We start from the raw sequence: 17946 nt of genomic DNA, 5'->3' as shown, positions 1-17946 counted from the left end.
ATGACCTCCGCGCACGTGCAGGACTCCGCGCCCGCCGCCGTGCCGCCGAAGAGGACGAGGAAGAAGTCGGCGCACCAGCCGGGCACCGGCGGCCGGCGGCCCCTGGCGCGGCGGGCCGGCGAGTGGCTGACCGCCGTCGGATTCACCCTGCCCGCCCTGCTCCTGTTCGGCGCGCTCGTGCTCGCCCCGATCCTGTACGCCGTGTACGTCAGCCTCTTCAACTGGGGCGGATTCGGGGCCCTTTCGGACTACGCAGGCCTCGACAACTACAGCAGGCTCCTGCAGGACCCGGTCTTCCTCGGGGACCTGTGGCGCGGCCTGCTGCTCGTGCTGTTCTCGGTCTGCGTCCAACTGCCGTTCGCGCTCGGCATGGCCGTGCTGCTCAACCAGAGGCTGCGCGGCCGGGCCCTGTACCGGATGCTGTTCTTCGCCCCCTACGTCCTGTCCGAGGTCATCACCGGCGTCCTCTTCTCCATGATCTTCGCGCCCGACGACGGGCTCGCTGACCAGGTCCTCGGCCTGATCGGCCTCGACGGCGCCGGGGGCCTCTGGTTCGCCGGACAGGACACCGTCCTGCCGACCCTCTTCCTCGTCATGACCTGGAAGTACTTCGGCTTCCACATGATGCTCTACCTGGCCGGGCTCCAGGGCATCCCCGCCGAGCTCCACGAGGCAGCGCGCATCGACGGCGCCGGACCCTGGCAGCGCTTCCGCGCCATCACCCTGCCGCTGCTCGGCCCGACCATCCGCATGAGCGTCTTCCTCTCCGTCATCGGCGCCATCCAACTCTTCGACCTGGTCTGGGTGGTGACCCAGGGCGGCCCCGACCACCACTCCGAGACGATGGCCGTCACCCTCTTCCAGTTCGGCTTCAAGCGCTACCAGATCGGCTACGCCAGCGCGATCAGCATCGCCATGTTCCTCATCAGCCTCGTCTTCGCCCTGGTCTACCAGCGCTCCGTGCTGCGCCGTGACACCGAAGGAGCCCTCACCACCATGCGAGCCTCCCGATGAGCGCCCCGTCGACGGCCGGACGGAGCCGGCTGCGGTCCATGCCGCTGTACGTGACCGTGTGGCTGGTCGGCGTGCTCATGGTGACGCCGCTGCTGTACGCGTTCGTGTCCGGCTTCAAGTCCACCGACCAGCTCTCCCGGAACCCCTTCGGGCTGCCCTCGCCGTGGGTGACGTCCAACTACACCGACGTGCTCGCCTCCGGATCGTTCTGGCGGATGCTCGGCTCCTCCACCCTGATCGCCGTCGGCACGACCGTGCTCACGGTCGGCGCCGCCGCCCTCGCGGCCTTCGCGCTCGCCCGATTCGCCTTCCGCGGGCGGGAGTTGCTCTTCACGCTCTTCACGATGGGGCTCATGTTCCCGTTCGCCGTGGCGATCCTGCCGCTGTTCATCCTGCTGCGCACCTTCGGACTGCTCGACAATCCCTGGGGCGTGATCCTGCCGCAGGCGGCGTTCGGCCTGCCCATGACCATCGTCATCCTGCGCGGCTTCTTCCGCGAGATCCCCGGCGAGCTGGAGGAGGCCGCCACGCTCGACGGCTGCTCACCCCTCGGTTTCTTCTGGCGGATCCTGCTGCCCATGGCGCGTCCCGCGCTCGGCACCGTGTCGATCCTCGCGATCGTCGCCAGCTGGAACAACTTCCTGCTGCCGCTGCTCGTGTTCAGCGAGCAGACCTGGTGGACGATCCCCGTCGGCGTCCAGCAGTTCCAGGGCCAGTACGCCACCGACATCGCCCGCGTCTTCGCCTATCTCGTCCTGGCCATGGTGCCCGCGCTCGGCTTCTACGCCGTCGCCGAACGCCAGCTCATCGGCGGCATCACCTTGGGCGCCACCAAGGGCTGACGGCTGCCCGCACAGGCCAACACCCCCTGTTCGCACCGCACTTGAGGAGTTCCATGGTCGAGCCATGGCAGGACACCACCCGGCCCGCCCGCACCCGGGCGGCGGACCTGCTCGCCCGGATGACCACCGAGGAGAAGACCGCCCAGCTGTCCAGCGTGTGGGTCGGGGCCGACACCGAGGGCGCGGACGTCGCTCCCGGCCAGCACACCTACGCGTCCCGCAGCGCCGCCCTCGACGCGCTGCTTCCCTACGGCCTCGGCCACCTCACCCGCCCCTTCGGCACCGTGCCCGTCGACCCCGGCGAGGGCGCCGCCCGGCTCACCGAACTACAGCGGACCATCCGCGGCGGCAACCGCTTCGGCCTGCCCGCGATCGCCCACGAGGAGTGTCTGACCGGGTTCACCGCCTGGCAGGCCACCGTGTTCCCGACCCCGCTGGCCTGGGGCGCCACCTTCGACCCCGCCCTGGTGACCGAGATGGCGCGGGCCATCGGTACGTCGATGCGCGCGGTCGGCGTCCACCAGGGACTCGCCCCGGTCCTGGACGTCGTACGGGACGCGCGCTGGGGTCGCACCGAGGAGGCGATCGGCGAGGACCCGTACCTCGTCGGCACCATCGGCACGGCCTACGTACGCGGCCTGGAGACCGCCGGGGTCGTCGCCACCCTCAAGCACTTCGCCGGATACTCCGCCTCACGCGCCGCCCGCAACCACGCTCCGGCCTCGCTCGGCCCGCGCGAACTCGCCGACGTGATCCTGCCGCCGTTCGAGATGGCCCTGCGCGAGGGCGGCGCCCGTTCGGTGATGCCCGCCTACAACGACATCGACGGCCTGCCCGCCCACGCCCACGCCGGGCTGCTCACCCAACTCCTGCGCGAGCAGTGGGAGTTCAGCGGCACCGTGGTCTCCGACTACTACGGCGTCTCCCTCCTCGAAGAGGCGCACCGGGTCGCCGACGGCGAGGGCGGCGCGGCACGGCTCGCCCTTGCCGCCGGTGTCGACGTGGAACTTCCGGCGGCGCGCTGCTTCAGCCCCGCGGACCCGCTGCCCGAGGACCTCCTCGACCGGGCGGTGCTGCGCGTGCTCACGCAGAAGTGCGAACTGGGACTGCTCGACCCCGACTGGGAGCCGCTGCCCGACGTGGCGCCCTCTGCCGTCGGCGGGCCCGTATCGGGCGATGGCTCCGTGTCCGGCGATGGGTCCGTGTCCGGCAGCGGGCCCATGTCCGGCGGCGGGCCCGTCGACCTGAATCCCCCGCACCTGCGGGAGCTGGCACGGCAGGTGGCCGAGGAGTCGGTCGTCCTGCTCGCCAACGACTCCGGGGCGCTGCCCCTGAGCGACGGACTGCGCATCGCGCTGCTCGGCCCGCTCGCCCACGAGCAGGCCGCCATGCTCGGCTGCTACACGTTCCCGCGGCACGTCGGCGTCCACCACCCCGAGCTACCGATCGGTGTCGAGGTGCCGACGCTCGCGGAGGCGCTGCGCACCGAACTGCCGGGCGCCGTGTTCGGCGACGACCCGGCCGCCGCCGAGGTCTGCCTGGCCGTCGTCGGGGACCGCTCGGGCCTGTTCGGGCGCGGCTCCTCGGGCGAGGGGTGCGACGCCGAGGACCTGCAACTCCCCTACGGTCAGGACGAGTTGCTCGACGAGGCGGTGGCCTCCGGCACGCCGGTCGTCATCGTCGTCCTCAGCGGCAGGCCCTACGCGCTCGGCCGCTGGGCCGACCGGGCGGCGGCCGTCGTCCAGGCGTTCTTCCCCGGGCAGGAGGGCGGCGGCGCCGTCGCGGGCGTACTGTCCGGGCGGGTCGCACCGTCCGGGCGGCTGCCCGTCGCCGTGCCCCGCCACCCCGGCGGCCAGCCCGCCCCCTACCTCGCCCCGCCGCTCGGCCGGAACGGCTTCCCCAGCACCGTGGACCCGACCCCCCTCTACCCCTTCGGGCACGGCTTGTCGTACACGACGTTCGCCTGGGAGGCCCCCGAGTGCGACGCGCCCGAACTGCCCACCGACGGCGAGGCCACCGTGCGCCTCACCGTCCGCAACACCGGCGACCGCCCCGGCACCGAGGTCGTCCAGCTCTACCTGCACGACCCGGTCGGCACCGTCACCAGGCCCGAGGTCCGGCTGGTCGGCTACGCCCGCGTCGCCCTCGACCCCGGCGCGTCCGCCGAGGTCCACGCCACCTTCCCGGCCGACCTCGCGGCGTACACCGGCGCCGACGGCCGCCGCGTCGTCGAACCGGGCGCCCTCGAACTGCGCGTCGGCGCGTCCAGCGAACGCGTCCACCACACCGTGCCGCTCACGCTGACGGGGCCGGTGCGCGAGGTCGGGCACGACCGCCGGATGCGGTGCGAGCTGCGCGTGAAGTAGCCCCCCGAGCCCGCTTCCCCGTCCGTTCCGCGCAAGGCAACTGCACCGCCCCACCCCACAGTCGAGGAGATGCACCATGCCCCGCACGCCCGCACACCGCTCCCGCGTCGGATCTGCCGCGCTCGCCGCCGCCGCGGCCCTGCTGCTCGGCCTCGCCCCGGCCCCCGCCGCCCAGGCGGGCGCCGACGGCGAGAAGGCGGCGCCGACGCTGCACGAACTGGCCGACCGGACCGGCCGCTACTTCGGCTCCGCCGTCGACAACCCGGAACTCGCCGACACCGAGTACGCGAACCTGCTCGGCAGCGAGTTCGGCCAGACCACGGCCGGCAACAGCATGAAGTGGGACGCCACCGAACCGCGACGCGGCGAATTCGACTTCACCCAGGGCGACGAGATCGTCAACTACGCGCAGAGCAAAGGCCTTTCGGTACGCGGCCACACCCTGCTCTGGCACCAGCAGCTGCCGGACTGGCTCACCTCCGGCAACTGGACCGCGGACGAACTGCGCTCCCTCCTCAAGAACCACATCACGAACGTGGTCACGCACTACAAGGGCAAGGTCGTCCACTGGGACGTCGCCAACGAGATCATGAACGAGGACGGCACCTACCGGGAGAACATCTTCTACAAGACCATCGGCCCGTCCTACGTCGCCGACGCCCTGCGCTGGGCCCGCGCCGCCGACCCGGACGTCAAGCTGTACCTCAACGACTACAACGTCGAGGCCGTCGGCGCGAAGTCGGACGCGTACTACACGCTGATCAAGCGGCTGAAGGCGGACGGCGTGCCGGTCGACGGCTTCGGCATGCAGGCCCATCTGGCGCTGCAGAACGGCTTCCCGAACCAGCTGCGGCAGAACATCCAGCGCTTCGCCGACCTCGGCATCGATGTCGCGATCACCGAGCTCGACATCCGCATGATCCTGCCGTCGGACACCGCGAAACTCGCCCGCCAGGCCGACTGGTACGGCCAGGTGACCCGCGCCTGCCTCGCGGTCGAGCGCTGTGTCGGCATCACGACCTGGGGCTATTCGGACCGCCACTCCTGGATCCCGGGCACCTTCCCCGGCGAGGGCGCGGCGCTGCCGTGGGACGAGAACCTCCGGCACAAGCCGGCGTACGACGCGATCAGCGCGGCGCTCTCGGCCGCAGCGAAGAAGGAGGACCGGCAGCACTGACCGTGGTGCGCGAGGCCGAGCACGAGCCGCGAAACCCGTTCCCCACACCGGTCCGAGTGGCCGGCCAGTAACCGCCCCCGCAGCCTCCGTACACCAACGCCCCTACTGCGCACGCCTGTTGCGCTCCCCCGTACGCGAACCGAAAGGGCCGAACACGCCATGTCCCGTGCCGTACAGCCCGCTTCCTCCGGCCGCGCCCGCTTCACCCTCGACCCGGCGTTCCGCGTCGGCACGGTCGATCCGCGGCTCTTCGGGTCGTTCGTGGAACACCTGGGCCGCTGCGTCTACACCGGCCTCTACGAACCCGGCCACCCGTCGGCCGACGCGAACGGTCTGCGCACCGATGTCCTGGACCTCGTACGGGAGTTGGGCGTCACCGTGATCCGCTACCCGGGCGGCAACTTCGTCTCCGGATACCGCTGGGAGGACTCCGTGGGCCCCGTCGAGGAGCGGCCCCGCCGCCTCGACCCGGCCTGGCGGTCCACCGAGACCAACCGGTTCGGCCTCTCCGAGTTCATGGGCTTCCTGCGCGAACTCGGCGGCCCGGCCGAGCCGATGATGGCCGTCAACCTCGGCACCCGCGGAGTCGAGGACGCGCTGCGCCTCCAGGAGTACGCCAACCACCCCTCGGGAACGGCCCTTTCGGACCTGCGCCGCGCCCACGGCGACAAGGAGCCCTTCGGCATCCGCCTGTGGTGCCTCGGCAACGAGATGGACGGCCCCTGGCAGACCGGCCACAAGACCGCCGAGGAGTACGGACGCCTCGCCGCCGAGACCGCCCGCGCCATGCGGCAACTCGACCCGGACGTGCAGCTGGTCGCCTGCGGCTCCTCCGGCCGCGCCATGCCGACCTTCGCCGCCTGGGAGGCCACCGTCCTCGCCGAGACGTACGACCTCGTGGACTACGTCTCCCTGCACGCCTACTACGAGGAACTCGACGGCGACCGCGACTCGTTCCTGGCCTCCGCCGTCGACATGGAGACCTTCATCGACGCCGTCGTAGCCACCTGCGACCACATCGGGGCCCGCCTCAAGTCACCGAAGAAGATCAACCTCTCCTTCGACGAGTGGAACGTCTGGTACCAGTCCCGCACCGAGACCCAGGCCGGCTCCCTCGACTGGCCCGAGGCGCCGCGCCTCCTCGAGGACAACTACACCGTCACCGACGCCGTCGTGCTCGGCTCGCTGCTGATCGCGCTGCTCCGGCACGCCGACCGTGTCACCGTCGCCTGCCTCGCCCAGCTGGTCAACGTGATCGCGCCGATCCTCACCGAACCCGGCGGCCCCGCCTGGCGCCAGACCACCTTCTTCCCCTTCGCCCAGGCCTCCCGGCACGGCCGCGGCGAGGTCCTCGACGTGCGCGTGGCCGCGCCCACGTACCCGACGGCCAAGTACGGCGACGTGCCGCTGCTGCACGCCACCGCCGTGCGCGCCGACGACGGCACCGTCACCGTCTTCGCCGTCAACCGCGACCAGGCCCGGCCGCTGCCCCTCGAAGTGGCCCTGCACGGCCTGGAGTTGAGCCGCATCGCCGAGCACACGGCGCTCGCCGACGCCGACCCGGACGCCCGCAACACCCTCGCCGCCCCGGACCGCGTCACCCCACACCCGGTCACCGGCACCACGCTCGCCGACGGCACCCTCACCGCCGTACTCGAACCGCTGTCCTGGAACGTGATCCGTCTGGCCTGAGGCCGCGGGCCCGCGATGTGCACCGGGGCGCCGCAGCCCGGCAACGACCAGCTGGTTCGCTTGCGCTCTCGGGCTCACCAGTCATCGGGTGACTCCGTGAGCGTGAAGGTGCCCAGCAGCCCGGGGCGGGCGCCGCGCGGCGCAGGGTCGGTGTGTCAGGGGCGTTCAGGATCCGCCCGGCGAGTACCGGCCAGATGCACCAAGAGGAGTGTCATGGCGGCCAGCGCGACATTGCGGGCCGCGGCGTCCAGGCCGTTCCAGTCGGACGACTGCCACATGACGAACCATTCGCCGCCGATCACGAGGAAGCCCACCCCGAAGAGCAGCAGCACCATCACAAGGCCCACCGTGCTCGCCGCGCGGGCGTGGTCGTACGCGTGGTGGCGGAGCCCCGTGATCCAGAACCAGGTGGCGGTGAGGAGGACGACCGCGGTCAGTGCCTCCCAGGCGATGACGGCTATGTAGGCGGCGTTCTGGAGTGCGGGGGATTCGACCGCGCGCCACATCAGGTCAGGGTCCTTGAACGTGGTGTCCATGCTCAGGACGTGCTGAACGAACTGTTGGTTGGTCCCGAAGTCTGTGATGTTCCCGAAGACGACCAGGGTCATGTAGAGCGCGACTGTCGCCGTCAGCGCGGTCGCCGCGACGGGTGGCGCTCCCAGCCTGAGCAGCCAGTTCCGCCGGGGGGCAGGGTGCGTTCCCCGGCCACGGCCCCCGGAGTCGGTGTCGGTCGGCTGGTGGGCTTCTGCCATGGTTGTGTCCTCCCTCGTCGCCCCACGGCAGTCGGACCGTGGGGCGTACCGTCGAATGCCCCGAATGCGCGGCCTTCCAGCCGCCCCGAGACGCGTTGATCTTTCCGCATGTGAGAGAGACACCTCCACTCGGGCAGGAGCACGTGGCGGCACAATGTCGTGAATGACAAGGTCGTTCACGCTGGTCCAGCTCCGCTACTTCTGCACGGTCGCCGAGCTGGAGAACATGACCGAGGCCGCCGTCGCCCTCAAGGTCACCCAGTCGACGCTCTCCTCGGCGATCTCCCAGCTGGAGAACGCCATGGAGGTGCAGCTGTTCACCCGGCTCCACCGGCGGGGCCTGCGTCTCACCCCGGCCGGGCGGCGGCTGCTGCGGAGCAGCCTGCTGCTGCTCGAAGAGGCCGACCGGCTGCCGGAGACGGCTCGGGAGGACGGCGGCGCCCTCGTCGGGGAGCTGTCGGTCGGCATGTTCGCGCCGCTCGCACCGTTTCGGGCCCCGGCCGTCCTGGAGGAGTTCGAGCGCGAGCATCCGGGCGTGCACCTGTCCTTCCTGGAGGGGGATCAGGAGTTCCTCAGGCGGGCGCTGCGCGACGGCAAGTGCGAGCTGGCCCTCATGTACGACCTGGGCCTGGGGGCAGAGTTGCCGCGCCGGACCCTGCAGCAAGTCCCACCGCACGTCATCGTCGCGGCCGACCATCCGCTCGCCGCAGAGCCCGAAAAGCCGGTGAGTCTGCGCGCCCTCGCCGACGAGCCGTTCATCCTCCTCGACCTGCCGCACACCCGCGAGTACTACCTCAGCCTCTTCAAGATGTGCGGCATCGCGCCCATGATCCGGCACCGCGCCAGCGGCTACGAGACCGTCCGCTCGTTCGTCAGCCGCGGCCACGGCTACTCCGTGCTCAACCAGCGGCTGCACCACGACCTCACCTACGCCGGCAGCCCGGTGGTCCGGATCCCCATAGCCGAGCGCCTGCCGCAGATCGAGGTGCTCCTCGTCCGCGCCGCCGGTACCCGGCCGACACTCAAGGCCCAGGCCTTCGAGGAGGTCTGCCTTCGGATCTTCGGGCTCGCGCGCTGACCGCTCTTGCATCGACCGAGTCGATGATGCGCAGCGAAAGAATCTGTTAGACACCTCGAAGGCCGCTCCCCAAACATGGCTGCACTCGACCTGGGGAGCCACCGATGACGACCAGCGAACCAGCCACCGCAAGAACCTCGTCGCCGTCCGACGGAGCCGACCCGGCCCGGCCCACACGCATCCAGAAACGCGTCCTGGCCGGCGGCAGCGTCGGCCAGTTCATCGAGTTCTACGACTTCACCCTGTACGCCCTGTCGGCCGTGACGCTGGCATCCCTGTTCTTCCCCGGCCAGAGTCAACTGGCCAGTCTGCTCTCCACGTTCGCGACGTTCGGCGTGGCCTTCCTCGTCCGTCCGCTCGGTGGTCTCTTCTTCGGCGCGCTCGGCGACCGGATCGGCCGCCGCAGGGTCCTGTACATCACGCTGCTGTCCATCGGCACCGCCACCGCCCTGATCGGCCTGCTCCCCACCTACGCGACCATCGGCGCCGCGGCCCCCGCGCTGCTCGTGCTGTGCCGCCTCGTCCAGGGCTTCTCCGCGGGCGGCGAGTCGGTCGGCGCGCCGGCCTTCGTCTTCGAGCACGCCCCGCTCCACCGCCGCGGTTTCTGGCTCAACATCACCCTTGCGGCGACCGCGCTGCCGTCCGTGGTGGGCGGCACGCTGTTCCTGGTCCTGTCGCGGACGCTCGGCCAGGACGCCTTCCAGTCGTACGGCTGGCGCATCCCGTTCCTGCTCTCCTTGCCGCTCGCCTTCTTCGGCCTGTGGATCCGCAGCCGTACGGAGGAGAGCCCCGCGTTCCGACAGGTCCTGGAACAGGCGGAGCGCCAGGAGCACAGCCCGGTGAAGGATGCGTTCCGGGAGAACAAGGCCCGCATGCTGCAGGTGGTCCTGGTGATGGGGCTGACCGCGATGGGCTTCTACTTCGTCAGCGGCTACTTCGTGTCGTACATCGAGACCGCGGGCGGTCTCAGCCGGGAGCAGTCGCTGCTCACCAACGCGGCCGCGATGCTGCTGTACGCCGTCCTGCTGCCGGTGTGGGGCATCGTGGGCGACCGCGTCGGACGGCGGCCGATGCTGATCGCGGGATCGGTGGCCCTGGCCGTGGTCGCGGTGCCGTCCTTCGCGCTGGTGACGGGTGGTTCGCTCGGTCTCGCGCTGCTCGGTCAGGCGCTGTTCGTGGTCTGCCTGACCCTGTACGGCGGCGGCTGCTACACGTTCTTCGTCGAGATCTTCACGACCCGTACCCGGTTCACGTCGGCGGCCGTGAGCTACAACGTGGCGTACGCCCTCTTCGGCGGCACCGCCCCGTTCGTCGGCACCTGGCTCACCGGACTGACCGGCGTCCCCGCCTCGCCCGGCTACTACATGGCGGCCGCCGCTGCGATCGTCCTCGTCCTGCTGCTCGCCACCCGGGTGCCCGAGACCCACCCGCAGCGCGCTGCCGTCGCCGACTGACCGACCGTCACCACCCGTTGGAGGAGAGCGCCATGAGCGCAGAGGCATTCCTGACCGACTTCCACCACGTGGCCGCGATCGGCGCGACCCCCGCCGGGGGTGTCGAACGGCAGGCGGCCACGCCCGAGGACAAGGAGATGCGGGACTGGTTCGCCGCCTTCGCCGCCGAGCGGGGCTGGCCCGTGCGGGTCGACTCGATCGGCAACATGTTCGCCCTGGTCGAGTGGCGTCCGGGCGCCGACTGGGTGCTCGTCGGCTCGCACCTGGACAGCCAGCCGCGCGGCGGCCGGTTCGACGGTGCGTACGGCGTGATCGCGGCCCTGCACGCCGCGGAACGGCTCGCGCGGCGGGTCGCGCGGGGCGAGGAGGCGCCGAAGTACAACCTCGCCGTCGTCGACTGGTTCAACGAGGAGGGCGGCCGCTTCGCCCCCTCCATCATGGGGAGTTCGGTGTTCGCCGGACTCATGGACGAGCAGGAGATGCTGGCCGTCACGGACCTGGAGGGCGTCACCGTCGCCGAGGCCCTCGACGCCATCGGGTACCGCGGCTCCGACCCTCGCCCCACCCCGGTCGCGTACGCCGAGATCCACATCGAGCAGGGCCGCGTACTGGAGCGCGAGGGCATCGCGATCGGCGCCGTGGACCACAGCTGGTACACGCAGAAGCTGGACGTCGAGGTGCTCGGCGAGCAGTCCCACACCGGCGCGACGGCGATGGCCGACCGCCGCGACGCCCTGGTCGCCGCGGCCCGGGTGATCGGCCTGGTGCACGACGTGACCGGCGAGTTCGAGCCGGAGTCGATCGTCTCGTCGGTCGGCTATCTCACCCTGGAGCCGAACTCCCCGATCGTGGTGCCCCGGCGGGTCCACCTGGTCGCCGACCTCCGGGCCTCCTCCCCCGCGATCGTCGAAGAGGCCCGCGCGCTGCTCCTCGAACGCATCGCGGACGTCGCCCGCGAGCAGCAACTCACCATCGACGTACGGGACTTCGACGTACGGCCCGTGCAGAGCTTCCCCGAACGCGGCCTGCAGATCACGGAGAAGGTCGCGGCCGGGCTCGGCGTCGGCGTGCGCCGGATCAACACCATGGCGGGCCACGACTCGGTGCCGATGAACCGGATCGTGCCCGCCCTGATGATGTTCGTCCCGTCCATCGACGGGGTGAGCCACTGCGAGCGTGAGCTGACCAGCGACGCGCAGATGGCCGTCGGCGTGGCTGCCCTGACCGAGGCGACCTGGGAACTCCTCGCAGGCGGGCTCGACGAGGTCGCCGTGCAGCGCGCGGCGCAGGAAGGCACCCGATGAGCGACCTCGCCCACCTCGACGCGGTCACGGCACTGCGCGCCTTCCGCAGTCTGGAACTGTCGCCGGTCGAGCTTCTCGACGCCGTCACCGCCCAGGCGGAGCGCGTCAACGGCGACCGTGCGACCGGGATCAACGCGTTCACCGAGACCTTCCCCGACGAGGCCCGCGCACTCGCCGAGAAGGCGGCCACGGCATACCTGGACGCCGCGCGGCACGGCTCGCCGACGGCGCCGCTCCTCGGCGTCCCGGTCGCCACCAAGGAGAAGCACAACCTCGCCGGCCGCCGCATCGAGCAGGGGCTTGCGGCGCACGCCGGGCGGATCAGCGGAATCGACCACCCTGTCGTGGAGCGGATTCGGCAGGCGGGCGGAGTCGTCCACGCCCGCACCACCTCGCCGGAGTTCAGCTGTGCCACCGTGACGCACAGCCCGATGTGGGGCGTGACCCGCAACCCGTGGAACCTGTCGGCCACCCCGGGCGGTTCCTCCGGCGGGGCGGGCGCCGCGCTCGCGGCCGGGATGACGACCCTTGCGACGGCCTCCGACATCGCCGGGTCGACCCGGGTGCCGGCCGCCTTCACCGGCACGGTCGGCTACAAGGCCCCGTACGGCAGGATCCCCGGGCTCCCGCCGCTCAGCGCGGACTGGTACCGCGGCGACGGCCCGATGGGGCGAACCGTGGCCGACACCGCCCTGCTCGCCGCCGTCATGTCCGGCCGGCACCCCGCGGACCACGGCTCCTGGGGGCCGCACGGCGTGCCGGTCGAGCTGCCCGACGATCCGGTGGCGGCGGTGCGGGGCGTGCGGGTCGGTCTCTCGGTGCGGCTCGGTGACTTCCCGGTGGCGGCCGAGGTCGAGGCCGCCACGCTCGACGTCGCCGCCCGCCTGGAGGAGGCCGGCGCCACCGTCGTTCCGGTCGACCTGCCCTGGACGTCGAGCCGGATCAGGCGCACGATCTTCGCCCACTTCGGCCAGATCCTCGGCCCGGCGATGGAGCGCGAGTGCGGGGACGTGGCCGCCCTCGCCCCGTACGCCCAGCGCTTCGTCGCCGACGCCCGCCGTGCCGCCGAGCGGGACGGGCTGGTGGACTCGCTCGCCCTGGACGCGGCGCTGCAACGGGAGTTGGCCACCGCGATGGCGGACGTGGACGTGCTGCTCTGCCCGACCAACGCCGTGACGGCACTCGACGCCGACGGCGACTACCTCGACGGCCTGGACGTCGGCGACCGCCACCTGGACCACTACTGGGAGGGGCACCTGACCAGCCCGTTCAACGTAGCCAACCGCTGCCCGGTGCTCGCCGTGCCCAGCGGCGTCGCCGGCAACGGCGTCCCGACCGGGGTCCAGGTCGTCGGCCACCCGTTGGACGAGCCGGCCGTGTTCCGCGTGGGCGCCGCCGTCGAGGCACTCGTGCCCAAGCCGGCGTGGCCCTTGCTGCCGACGGCTGCTCCGGGCCCTCGGCACCTTCGGCTCTGAAGGGCGGGGACGTCTGAAAGGCGGGGACGTCTGAAAGGCGGGGACGCTCACGCCGGCGGCGGCGCGGTGCTCTCGCGTACGACCAGGCGCGTCGGTACCAGTGTGGTGCCCCGCTCCGCCGCGCCCTCGCGGACCTGACGCAGCACGCCGTCCACGCAGCGGCGGCCGATCTCGGCGAAGTCCTGGTGGACGGTGGTCAGCGGCGGCAGGAAGGAGCCCGCCTCCGCGATGTCGTCGAAGCCGATGACGCTGACGTCGTCGGGAACCTTGCGCCCGCGCTCGTGCAGGGCGCGCAGCAGGCCGAGCGCCATCTGGTCGTTGGCCGCGAACACCGCGGTGCAGTCGGGCTGTTCGGCGAGGCGCAGGCCCGCACGGTAGCCGGACTCGGCGGTCCAGTCGCCGCGCACCGCGGGCGGCACCGCGCAGCCCGCTTCGGTGAGGGCGGCCCGCCAGGCGTCCGCGCGGCGCTGCGCGGCGTACGACTCCACGGGCCCGGCCAGGTGCCAGACGGTGCGGTGGCCGAGGTCGAGGAGGTGGCGGACGGCGGCCTGGGTGCCGCCGGCCTGGTCGGTGTCGACGACGGTGTAGCGGTCGCCGGCGTCCGAGTCCGCCACGACCACCTGGACGTGCGGCGGCAGCGACAGCTTGGCGGCGTCGAGGAGGTGGACCTCCATGATGACGATGACCGCGTCGACGGCGAGTTCCCCGAGGCGGGAGAAGGCGCCGCGCACCTCGTCCTGGGTGGGTACGGCGACGGGCAGCAGGGTCACCGCGTACCCCTCCTGTGCCGCGGAGGTGGCGATGGCTTCGAGGGTGCGGACGTTCCCGGTGGTGGAGAGGGAGAACGTGATGACGCCGATGGTGCGGAACTCGCCGCGTTTCAGGGCCCGTGCGGCACTGTTGGGGCGGTAGCCGAGCTCCTTCATCGCGGCGAGCACCTGTCTGCGGGTCTGCTCGTGCACGCCGGGGAAGCCGTTGGCGACGCGCGAGACCGTCTGCGCCGAGACGCCGGCGACCCGGGCGACGTCGGCCATGGACGCGTTCTGTGTACGACGACGGCCACGTCCAGCGGCGCCGTTGCGCCCTGCAGTTCCGTTGCGCCCTGCGGCTCCCTCGCGTGCCGCGGCGCCGCTGCCTGCCGTGCTCGTGCCGTCCGCCGCTTCCGTACCGCCGGACGATCCCGGCTTCTTCGCCGTCCTGGCGCGGTCCGCTGCTGTCACCGTCTCCCTCATCGCTTCCGGCGCCCGGTCCACGGACGAACTCTTGACCCCCGTCAACGGCGCAGTGTAGACATGCCGCCACCCGATGTTTACGCAAACATAACACCCGCAGTTCTTCGCGGCCGTCGATGTTTGCGTAAACATCGTCCGACGTAGCGCTCCTGAGCCGGGACCGGCACGGACGAGACCCGAGACGGACGAGTTCCGAGAGGGACGAGCGAGGAACCAGATGACGACTCTGCAAGCACCGGCGGCCGCCTCGCGGCGCCCGGACCGGCCACCCGCACGGCGTCGGCACCGCTCCTGGATCGGCTGGGGCTTCGTCGGCCCCTTCGTGACGGTCTTCGCCCTGGTGTTCCTGGCGCCGCTCGCGTACTCGCTCCACCTGAGCCTGTTCCGCGACCGACTCGTCGGCGGCACGACGTTCGTCGGCCTGGAGAACTATCGACAGGCCCTGCAGGACGACCAGTTCTGGGCCGCGCTCGGCCGGGTGTCGGTGTTCCTCGCCGTGCAGGTGCCGGTCATGCTGGGCATCGCCCTGCTCGTGGCGCTCGCCCTGGACAGCGGGCGGCTGTACGGCAAGGACTTCTTCCGCATATCGATCTTCCTGCCGTACGCGGTGCCCGCCGTGGTGGCGTCGCTGATGTGGGGCTTCCTTTACGGCACCCGCTTCGGCCTGGTCGGCGACCTCGAGGAGGCGCTCGGCGTCACGCTGCCCGACCCGCTCTCGCCCGGCCTGCTGCTCGCGTCCATCGGTTCGATCGTGACCTGGGAGTTCGTCGGCTACAACATGCTGATCTTCTACTCGGCGCTGCGCGTGATCCCGCAGTCCCTGTACGAGGCCGCGGAGATCGACGGCGCCGGCCAGTGGCGCGTCATCGCCGCCGTCAAACTGCCCGCGATCCGGGGCGCGTTGGTCATCGCCACGATCTTCTCCGTCATCGGCAGCTTCCAGCTCTTCAACGAGCCGAACATCCTGCAGAACCTGGCGCCCAACACCATCACCACCTCGTACACGCCGAACCTGTACACGTACTCGCTGTCGTTCTCCGGGCAGCAGCACAACTACTCCGCGACCGTCGCCATCGTCATGGGGCTGATCACCATGGCCGTCGCCTACGCCGTCCAGCTGCGCGGCATGCGCAGGAAGGAGGCGTGAGATGACCACAACCACCGCCGCCCCCACGGCAGTCGAGTCCCCGAAGGCCAAGCGCTCCACCCCCCGGCTGCGCGCTCCCCGGCGGCACTCCCCCGCCCGGCCGCGCCGCAGTGTGCTGCTCACCGTGCTCACCGGGGTCGTACTGCTCTACAGCCTGGTGCCGTTGGTCTGGCTGGTGCTCGGGGCGACCAAGTCGCAGCGGGGCCTGGCGCGTTCGTTCGGGCTCTGGTTCGACGGCGAGTTCGCGCTGTGGGACAACCTCGTGCAGACCTTCACGTACGACGACGGGATGTTCACGCGGTGGCTCCTCAACACCCTGCTGTACGTGGTGGTCGGGGCGGGCGGGGCGACCTTCCTCGCGGTGCTCGGCGGCTACGCGCTGGCGAAGTTCTCGTTCCCCGGCAAGCGGGCCGTGTTCGCGACCGTCATCGGGGCGGTCGCGGTGCCGGGGACCGCGCTCGCCGTGCCGACGTTCCTCATGTTCAGCTCGATGGGCCTGACGGACACGCCGTGGGCGGTGATCATCCCTTCGCTGATCTCGCCGTTCGGCCTGTACCTGATGTGGGTCTACGCGGGCCAGTCGGTGCCGGACGAGCTTCTGGAGGCCGCCCGGATCGACGGTGCCGGGGAGTTGCGTACGTTCTTCCAGGTGGCGCTGCCGCTGCTCGCGCCCGGCACGGTGACCGTGCTGCTCTTCACCACGGTCGCGACCTGGAACAACTACTTCCTGCCGCTGATCATGCTGAAGGACCCCGACTGGTATCCGCTCACCCTGGGCCTGGACAGCTGGAACGACCAGGCGGCCACGGCCGGGGGTGAGCCCGTGTTCCATCTGGTCATCACCGGTTCCCTGGTCACGATCGTGCCGCTGGTCGCCGCGTTCCTGCTCCTGCAGAAGCACTGGCAGTCCGGGCTCGCCGCCGGAAGCGTCAAGGAATAGCGCCGCAGACCGGCCCCGGGAAGTCCGGCCGTCGGCCGTCTCTCCACGGGTCCCCCGTTGTCCCACGTCGTCCCACGAGGAAGTGGAAAACACCGCCATGCCCCAGCACCCCCGCCGCCTGCTGCGCGGCACCGCCCTCCTGTGCGCGCTCGCCCTGGGCGCCGCCGCCTGCGGCTCCGGAGACGACACCGCGGACCGGAAGCAGGTGTCCCGCGCCGCCATCGACGCGGCCCTGAAGAAGGGCGGCACCGTCACCGTATGGGCCTGGGAACCCACCCTGAAGCAGGTGGCCGCCGACTTCGAGAAGCAACACCCGGGCGTGGACGTGAAGTTGGTGAACTCGGGCACCAACGTCGATGCGTACACCGCCCTGCAGAACGCCATCGCCGCGAAGAAGGGCGTCCCCGACGTCGCGCAGATCGAGTACTACGCCCTCGGTCAGTACGCCCTGACCAAGGGCGTCACCGACCTCAAGGCGTTCGGCGCGGACAAGCTCGCGAAGTCCTACTCCCCCGGCCCGTGGAACGCCGTGCAGGCGAACGGCGGGATCTACGGACTGCCGATGGACTCGGGCCCGATGGCGCTGTTCTACAACAAGAAGGTCTTCGACAAGCACGACATCGAGGTGCCGACGACCTGGGACGGCTACCTGGACGCCGCCCGCAAGCTGCACAAGGCCGACCCGAAGACGTACATCACCAGCGACAGCGGCGACGCGGGGCAGACCACCAGTCTGCTGTGGCAGGCCGGCGCCCGGCCGTACGAGGTCGACGGCACCGACGTCGGCATCGACTTCGGCGACGCCGGCGCGAAGAAGTACACCGACACCTGGCAGCAGCTCATCGACGAGAAGCTCGTCGCCACCTCGATCACGCCGTGGAGCGACGACTGGTACAAGGCGCTCGGCGACGGCACCATCGCCACGCTGCCCAGCGGCGCGTGGATGCCCGCCAACTTCGCGACCGGCGTCGAGGAGGCGGCCGGTGACTGGCGGGCCGCGCCGCTGCCGCAGTGGAGAGAGGGCGAGAAGGCGAGCGCCGAGAACGGCGGCAGCTCCCTCGCCCTGCCCGAGCTCGGCCGGAACAAGGAACTCGCGTACGCCTTCGTCGAGTACGCCAACTCCGGCGACGGCGTGCGGACCCGGATCGAGAACGGGGCGTTCCCGGCCACCACGAAGGACCTGAACGCGAAGAAGTTCCAGGAGACCGCGTTCCCGTACTTCGGCGGTCAGAAGGCCAACAAGATCTTCGCCGAGTCCGCCGCGCGCGTCCGGGACGACTGGCAGTACCTGCCGTTCCAGGTGTACGCCAACTCGGTCTTCAACGACACCGTCGGCAAGGCGTACGTGTCCGGCACCTCGCTCGCCCAGGGCCTGAAGGCGTGGCAGGACGCCTCCGTGAAGTACGGCAAGGAACAGGGCTTCACGCTGCGGTGACCGGCCCGGCCGCCCCTCCCCGTCGACCTACCGGAAGG

14 protein-coding genes are annotated in these 17946 nt (G+C 71.2%); 12 read left to right on the top strand and 2 right to left on the bottom strand.

The window, feature by feature from the left end; translation table 11 throughout:
• The 5 genes from ACIDOF_RS34085 to ACIDOF_RS34065 all read left to right on the top strand — a co-directional run bounded on the left by ACIDOF_RS34085 (nucleotide 1) and on the right by ACIDOF_RS34065 (nucleotide 7091).
• Entirely contained in the window at nucleotides 1–1014 is a 1014-nt protein-coding gene (locus ACIDOF_RS34085) for a carbohydrate ABC transporter permease (RefSeq protein WP_409010121.1), read from the top strand.
• Between the two features lie 38 nt (nucleotides 1015–1052).
• Entirely contained in the window at nucleotides 1053–1856 is an 804-nt protein-coding gene (locus ACIDOF_RS34080) for a carbohydrate ABC transporter permease (RefSeq protein WP_409010120.1), read from the top strand.
• Between the two features lie 53 nt (nucleotides 1857–1909).
• A complete protein-coding gene (locus ACIDOF_RS34075) occupies nucleotides 1910–4222 on the top strand; it encodes a glycoside hydrolase family 3 N-terminal domain-containing protein (RefSeq protein ID WP_409010083.1) in 2313 nt (770 codons plus the stop codon).
• A gap of 76 nt (nucleotides 4223–4298) precedes the next feature.
• Nucleotides 4299–5399, top strand: a complete 1101-nt coding sequence (locus tag ACIDOF_RS34070) for an endo-1,4-beta-xylanase (RefSeq protein ID WP_409010082.1) — start codon at nucleotides 4299–4301, stop codon at nucleotides 5397–5399.
• Nucleotides 5400–5558: 159 nt separating this feature from the next.
• Nucleotides 5559–7091, top strand: a complete 1533-nt coding sequence (locus tag ACIDOF_RS34065) for an alpha-N-arabinofuranosidase (protein ID WP_409010081.1) — start codon at nucleotides 5559–5561, stop codon at nucleotides 7089–7091.
• A 155-nt stretch (nucleotides 7092–7246) separates the two neighbouring features.
• Here ACIDOF_RS34065 and ACIDOF_RS34060 read toward each other — a convergent pair whose 3' ends face one another.
• On the bottom strand, nucleotides 7247–7843 hold the full coding sequence (locus ACIDOF_RS34060) for a DUF2165 domain-containing protein (protein ID WP_409010080.1): 597 nt from the start codon (nucleotides 7841–7843) through the stop codon (nucleotides 7247–7249).
• 163 nt (nucleotides 7844–8006) lie between these two features.
• Here ACIDOF_RS34060 and ACIDOF_RS34055 point away from each other — a divergent pair, with 163 nt between their 5' ends.
• From ACIDOF_RS34055 to ACIDOF_RS34040, 4 genes are all read left to right on the top strand, one after another.
• On the top strand, nucleotides 8007–8921 hold the full coding sequence (locus ACIDOF_RS34055) for a LysR family transcriptional regulator (protein ID WP_409010079.1): 915 nt from the start codon (nucleotides 8007–8009) through the stop codon (nucleotides 8919–8921).
• A gap of 104 nt (nucleotides 8922–9025) precedes the next feature.
• Complete coding sequence (locus ACIDOF_RS34050; protein ID WP_409010078.1) at nucleotides 9026–10375, top strand: MFS transporter; 1350 nt, start codon at nucleotides 9026–9028, stop codon at nucleotides 10373–10375.
• 32 nt (nucleotides 10376–10407) lie between these two features.
• Nucleotides 10408–11679, top strand: a complete 1272-nt coding sequence (locus tag ACIDOF_RS34045; RefSeq protein ID WP_409010077.1) for a M20 family metallo-hydrolase — start codon at nucleotides 10408–10410, stop codon at nucleotides 11677–11679.
• Entirely contained in the window at nucleotides 11676–13154 is a 1479-nt protein-coding gene (locus ACIDOF_RS34040) for an amidase (RefSeq protein ID WP_409010076.1), read from the top strand. Before ACIDOF_RS34045 ends, ACIDOF_RS34040 begins: the two co-directional genes overlap by 4 nt.
• A gap of 47 nt (nucleotides 13155–13201) precedes the next feature.
• Here ACIDOF_RS34040 and ACIDOF_RS34035 read toward each other — a convergent pair whose 3' ends face one another.
• Nucleotides 13202–14188, bottom strand: a complete 987-nt coding sequence (locus ACIDOF_RS34035) for a LacI family DNA-binding transcriptional regulator (RefSeq protein ID WP_409010075.1) — start codon at nucleotides 14186–14188, stop codon at nucleotides 13202–13204.
• Nucleotides 14189–14603: 415 nt separating this feature from the next.
• On the opposite strand from ACIDOF_RS34035, the gene ACIDOF_RS34030 reads away from it, so the two are divergent.
• From ACIDOF_RS34030 to ACIDOF_RS34020, 3 genes are all read left to right on the top strand, one after another.
• Nucleotides 14604–15533 carry a carbohydrate ABC transporter permease gene (locus ACIDOF_RS34030; protein WP_409010074.1) on the top strand — a complete coding sequence of 310 codons (930 nt, stop codon included), beginning with the start codon at nucleotides 14604–14606 and terminating at the stop codon, nucleotides 15531–15533.
• 1 nt (nucleotide 15534) lies between these two features.
• Nucleotides 15535–16473, top strand: coding sequence for a carbohydrate ABC transporter permease (locus tag ACIDOF_RS34025; protein ID WP_409010073.1), 939 nt, complete (start codon nucleotides 15535–15537; stop codon nucleotides 16471–16473).
• Between the two features lie 97 nt (nucleotides 16474–16570).
• Nucleotides 16571–17908 carry an ABC transporter substrate-binding protein gene (locus tag ACIDOF_RS34020; protein ID WP_409010072.1) on the top strand — a complete coding sequence of 446 codons (1338 nt, stop codon included), beginning with the start codon at nucleotides 16571–16573 and terminating at the stop codon, nucleotides 17906–17908.
• Nucleotides 17909–17946 lie beyond the last annotated feature (38 nt).

This window comes from Streptomyces sp. Da 82-17 (assembly GCF_046098215.1).
Taxonomy (GTDB): Bacteria; Actinomycetota; Actinomycetes; order Streptomycetales; family Streptomycetaceae; genus Streptomyces.
This window is presented reverse-complemented; position numbering and strand designations above follow the sequence as displayed.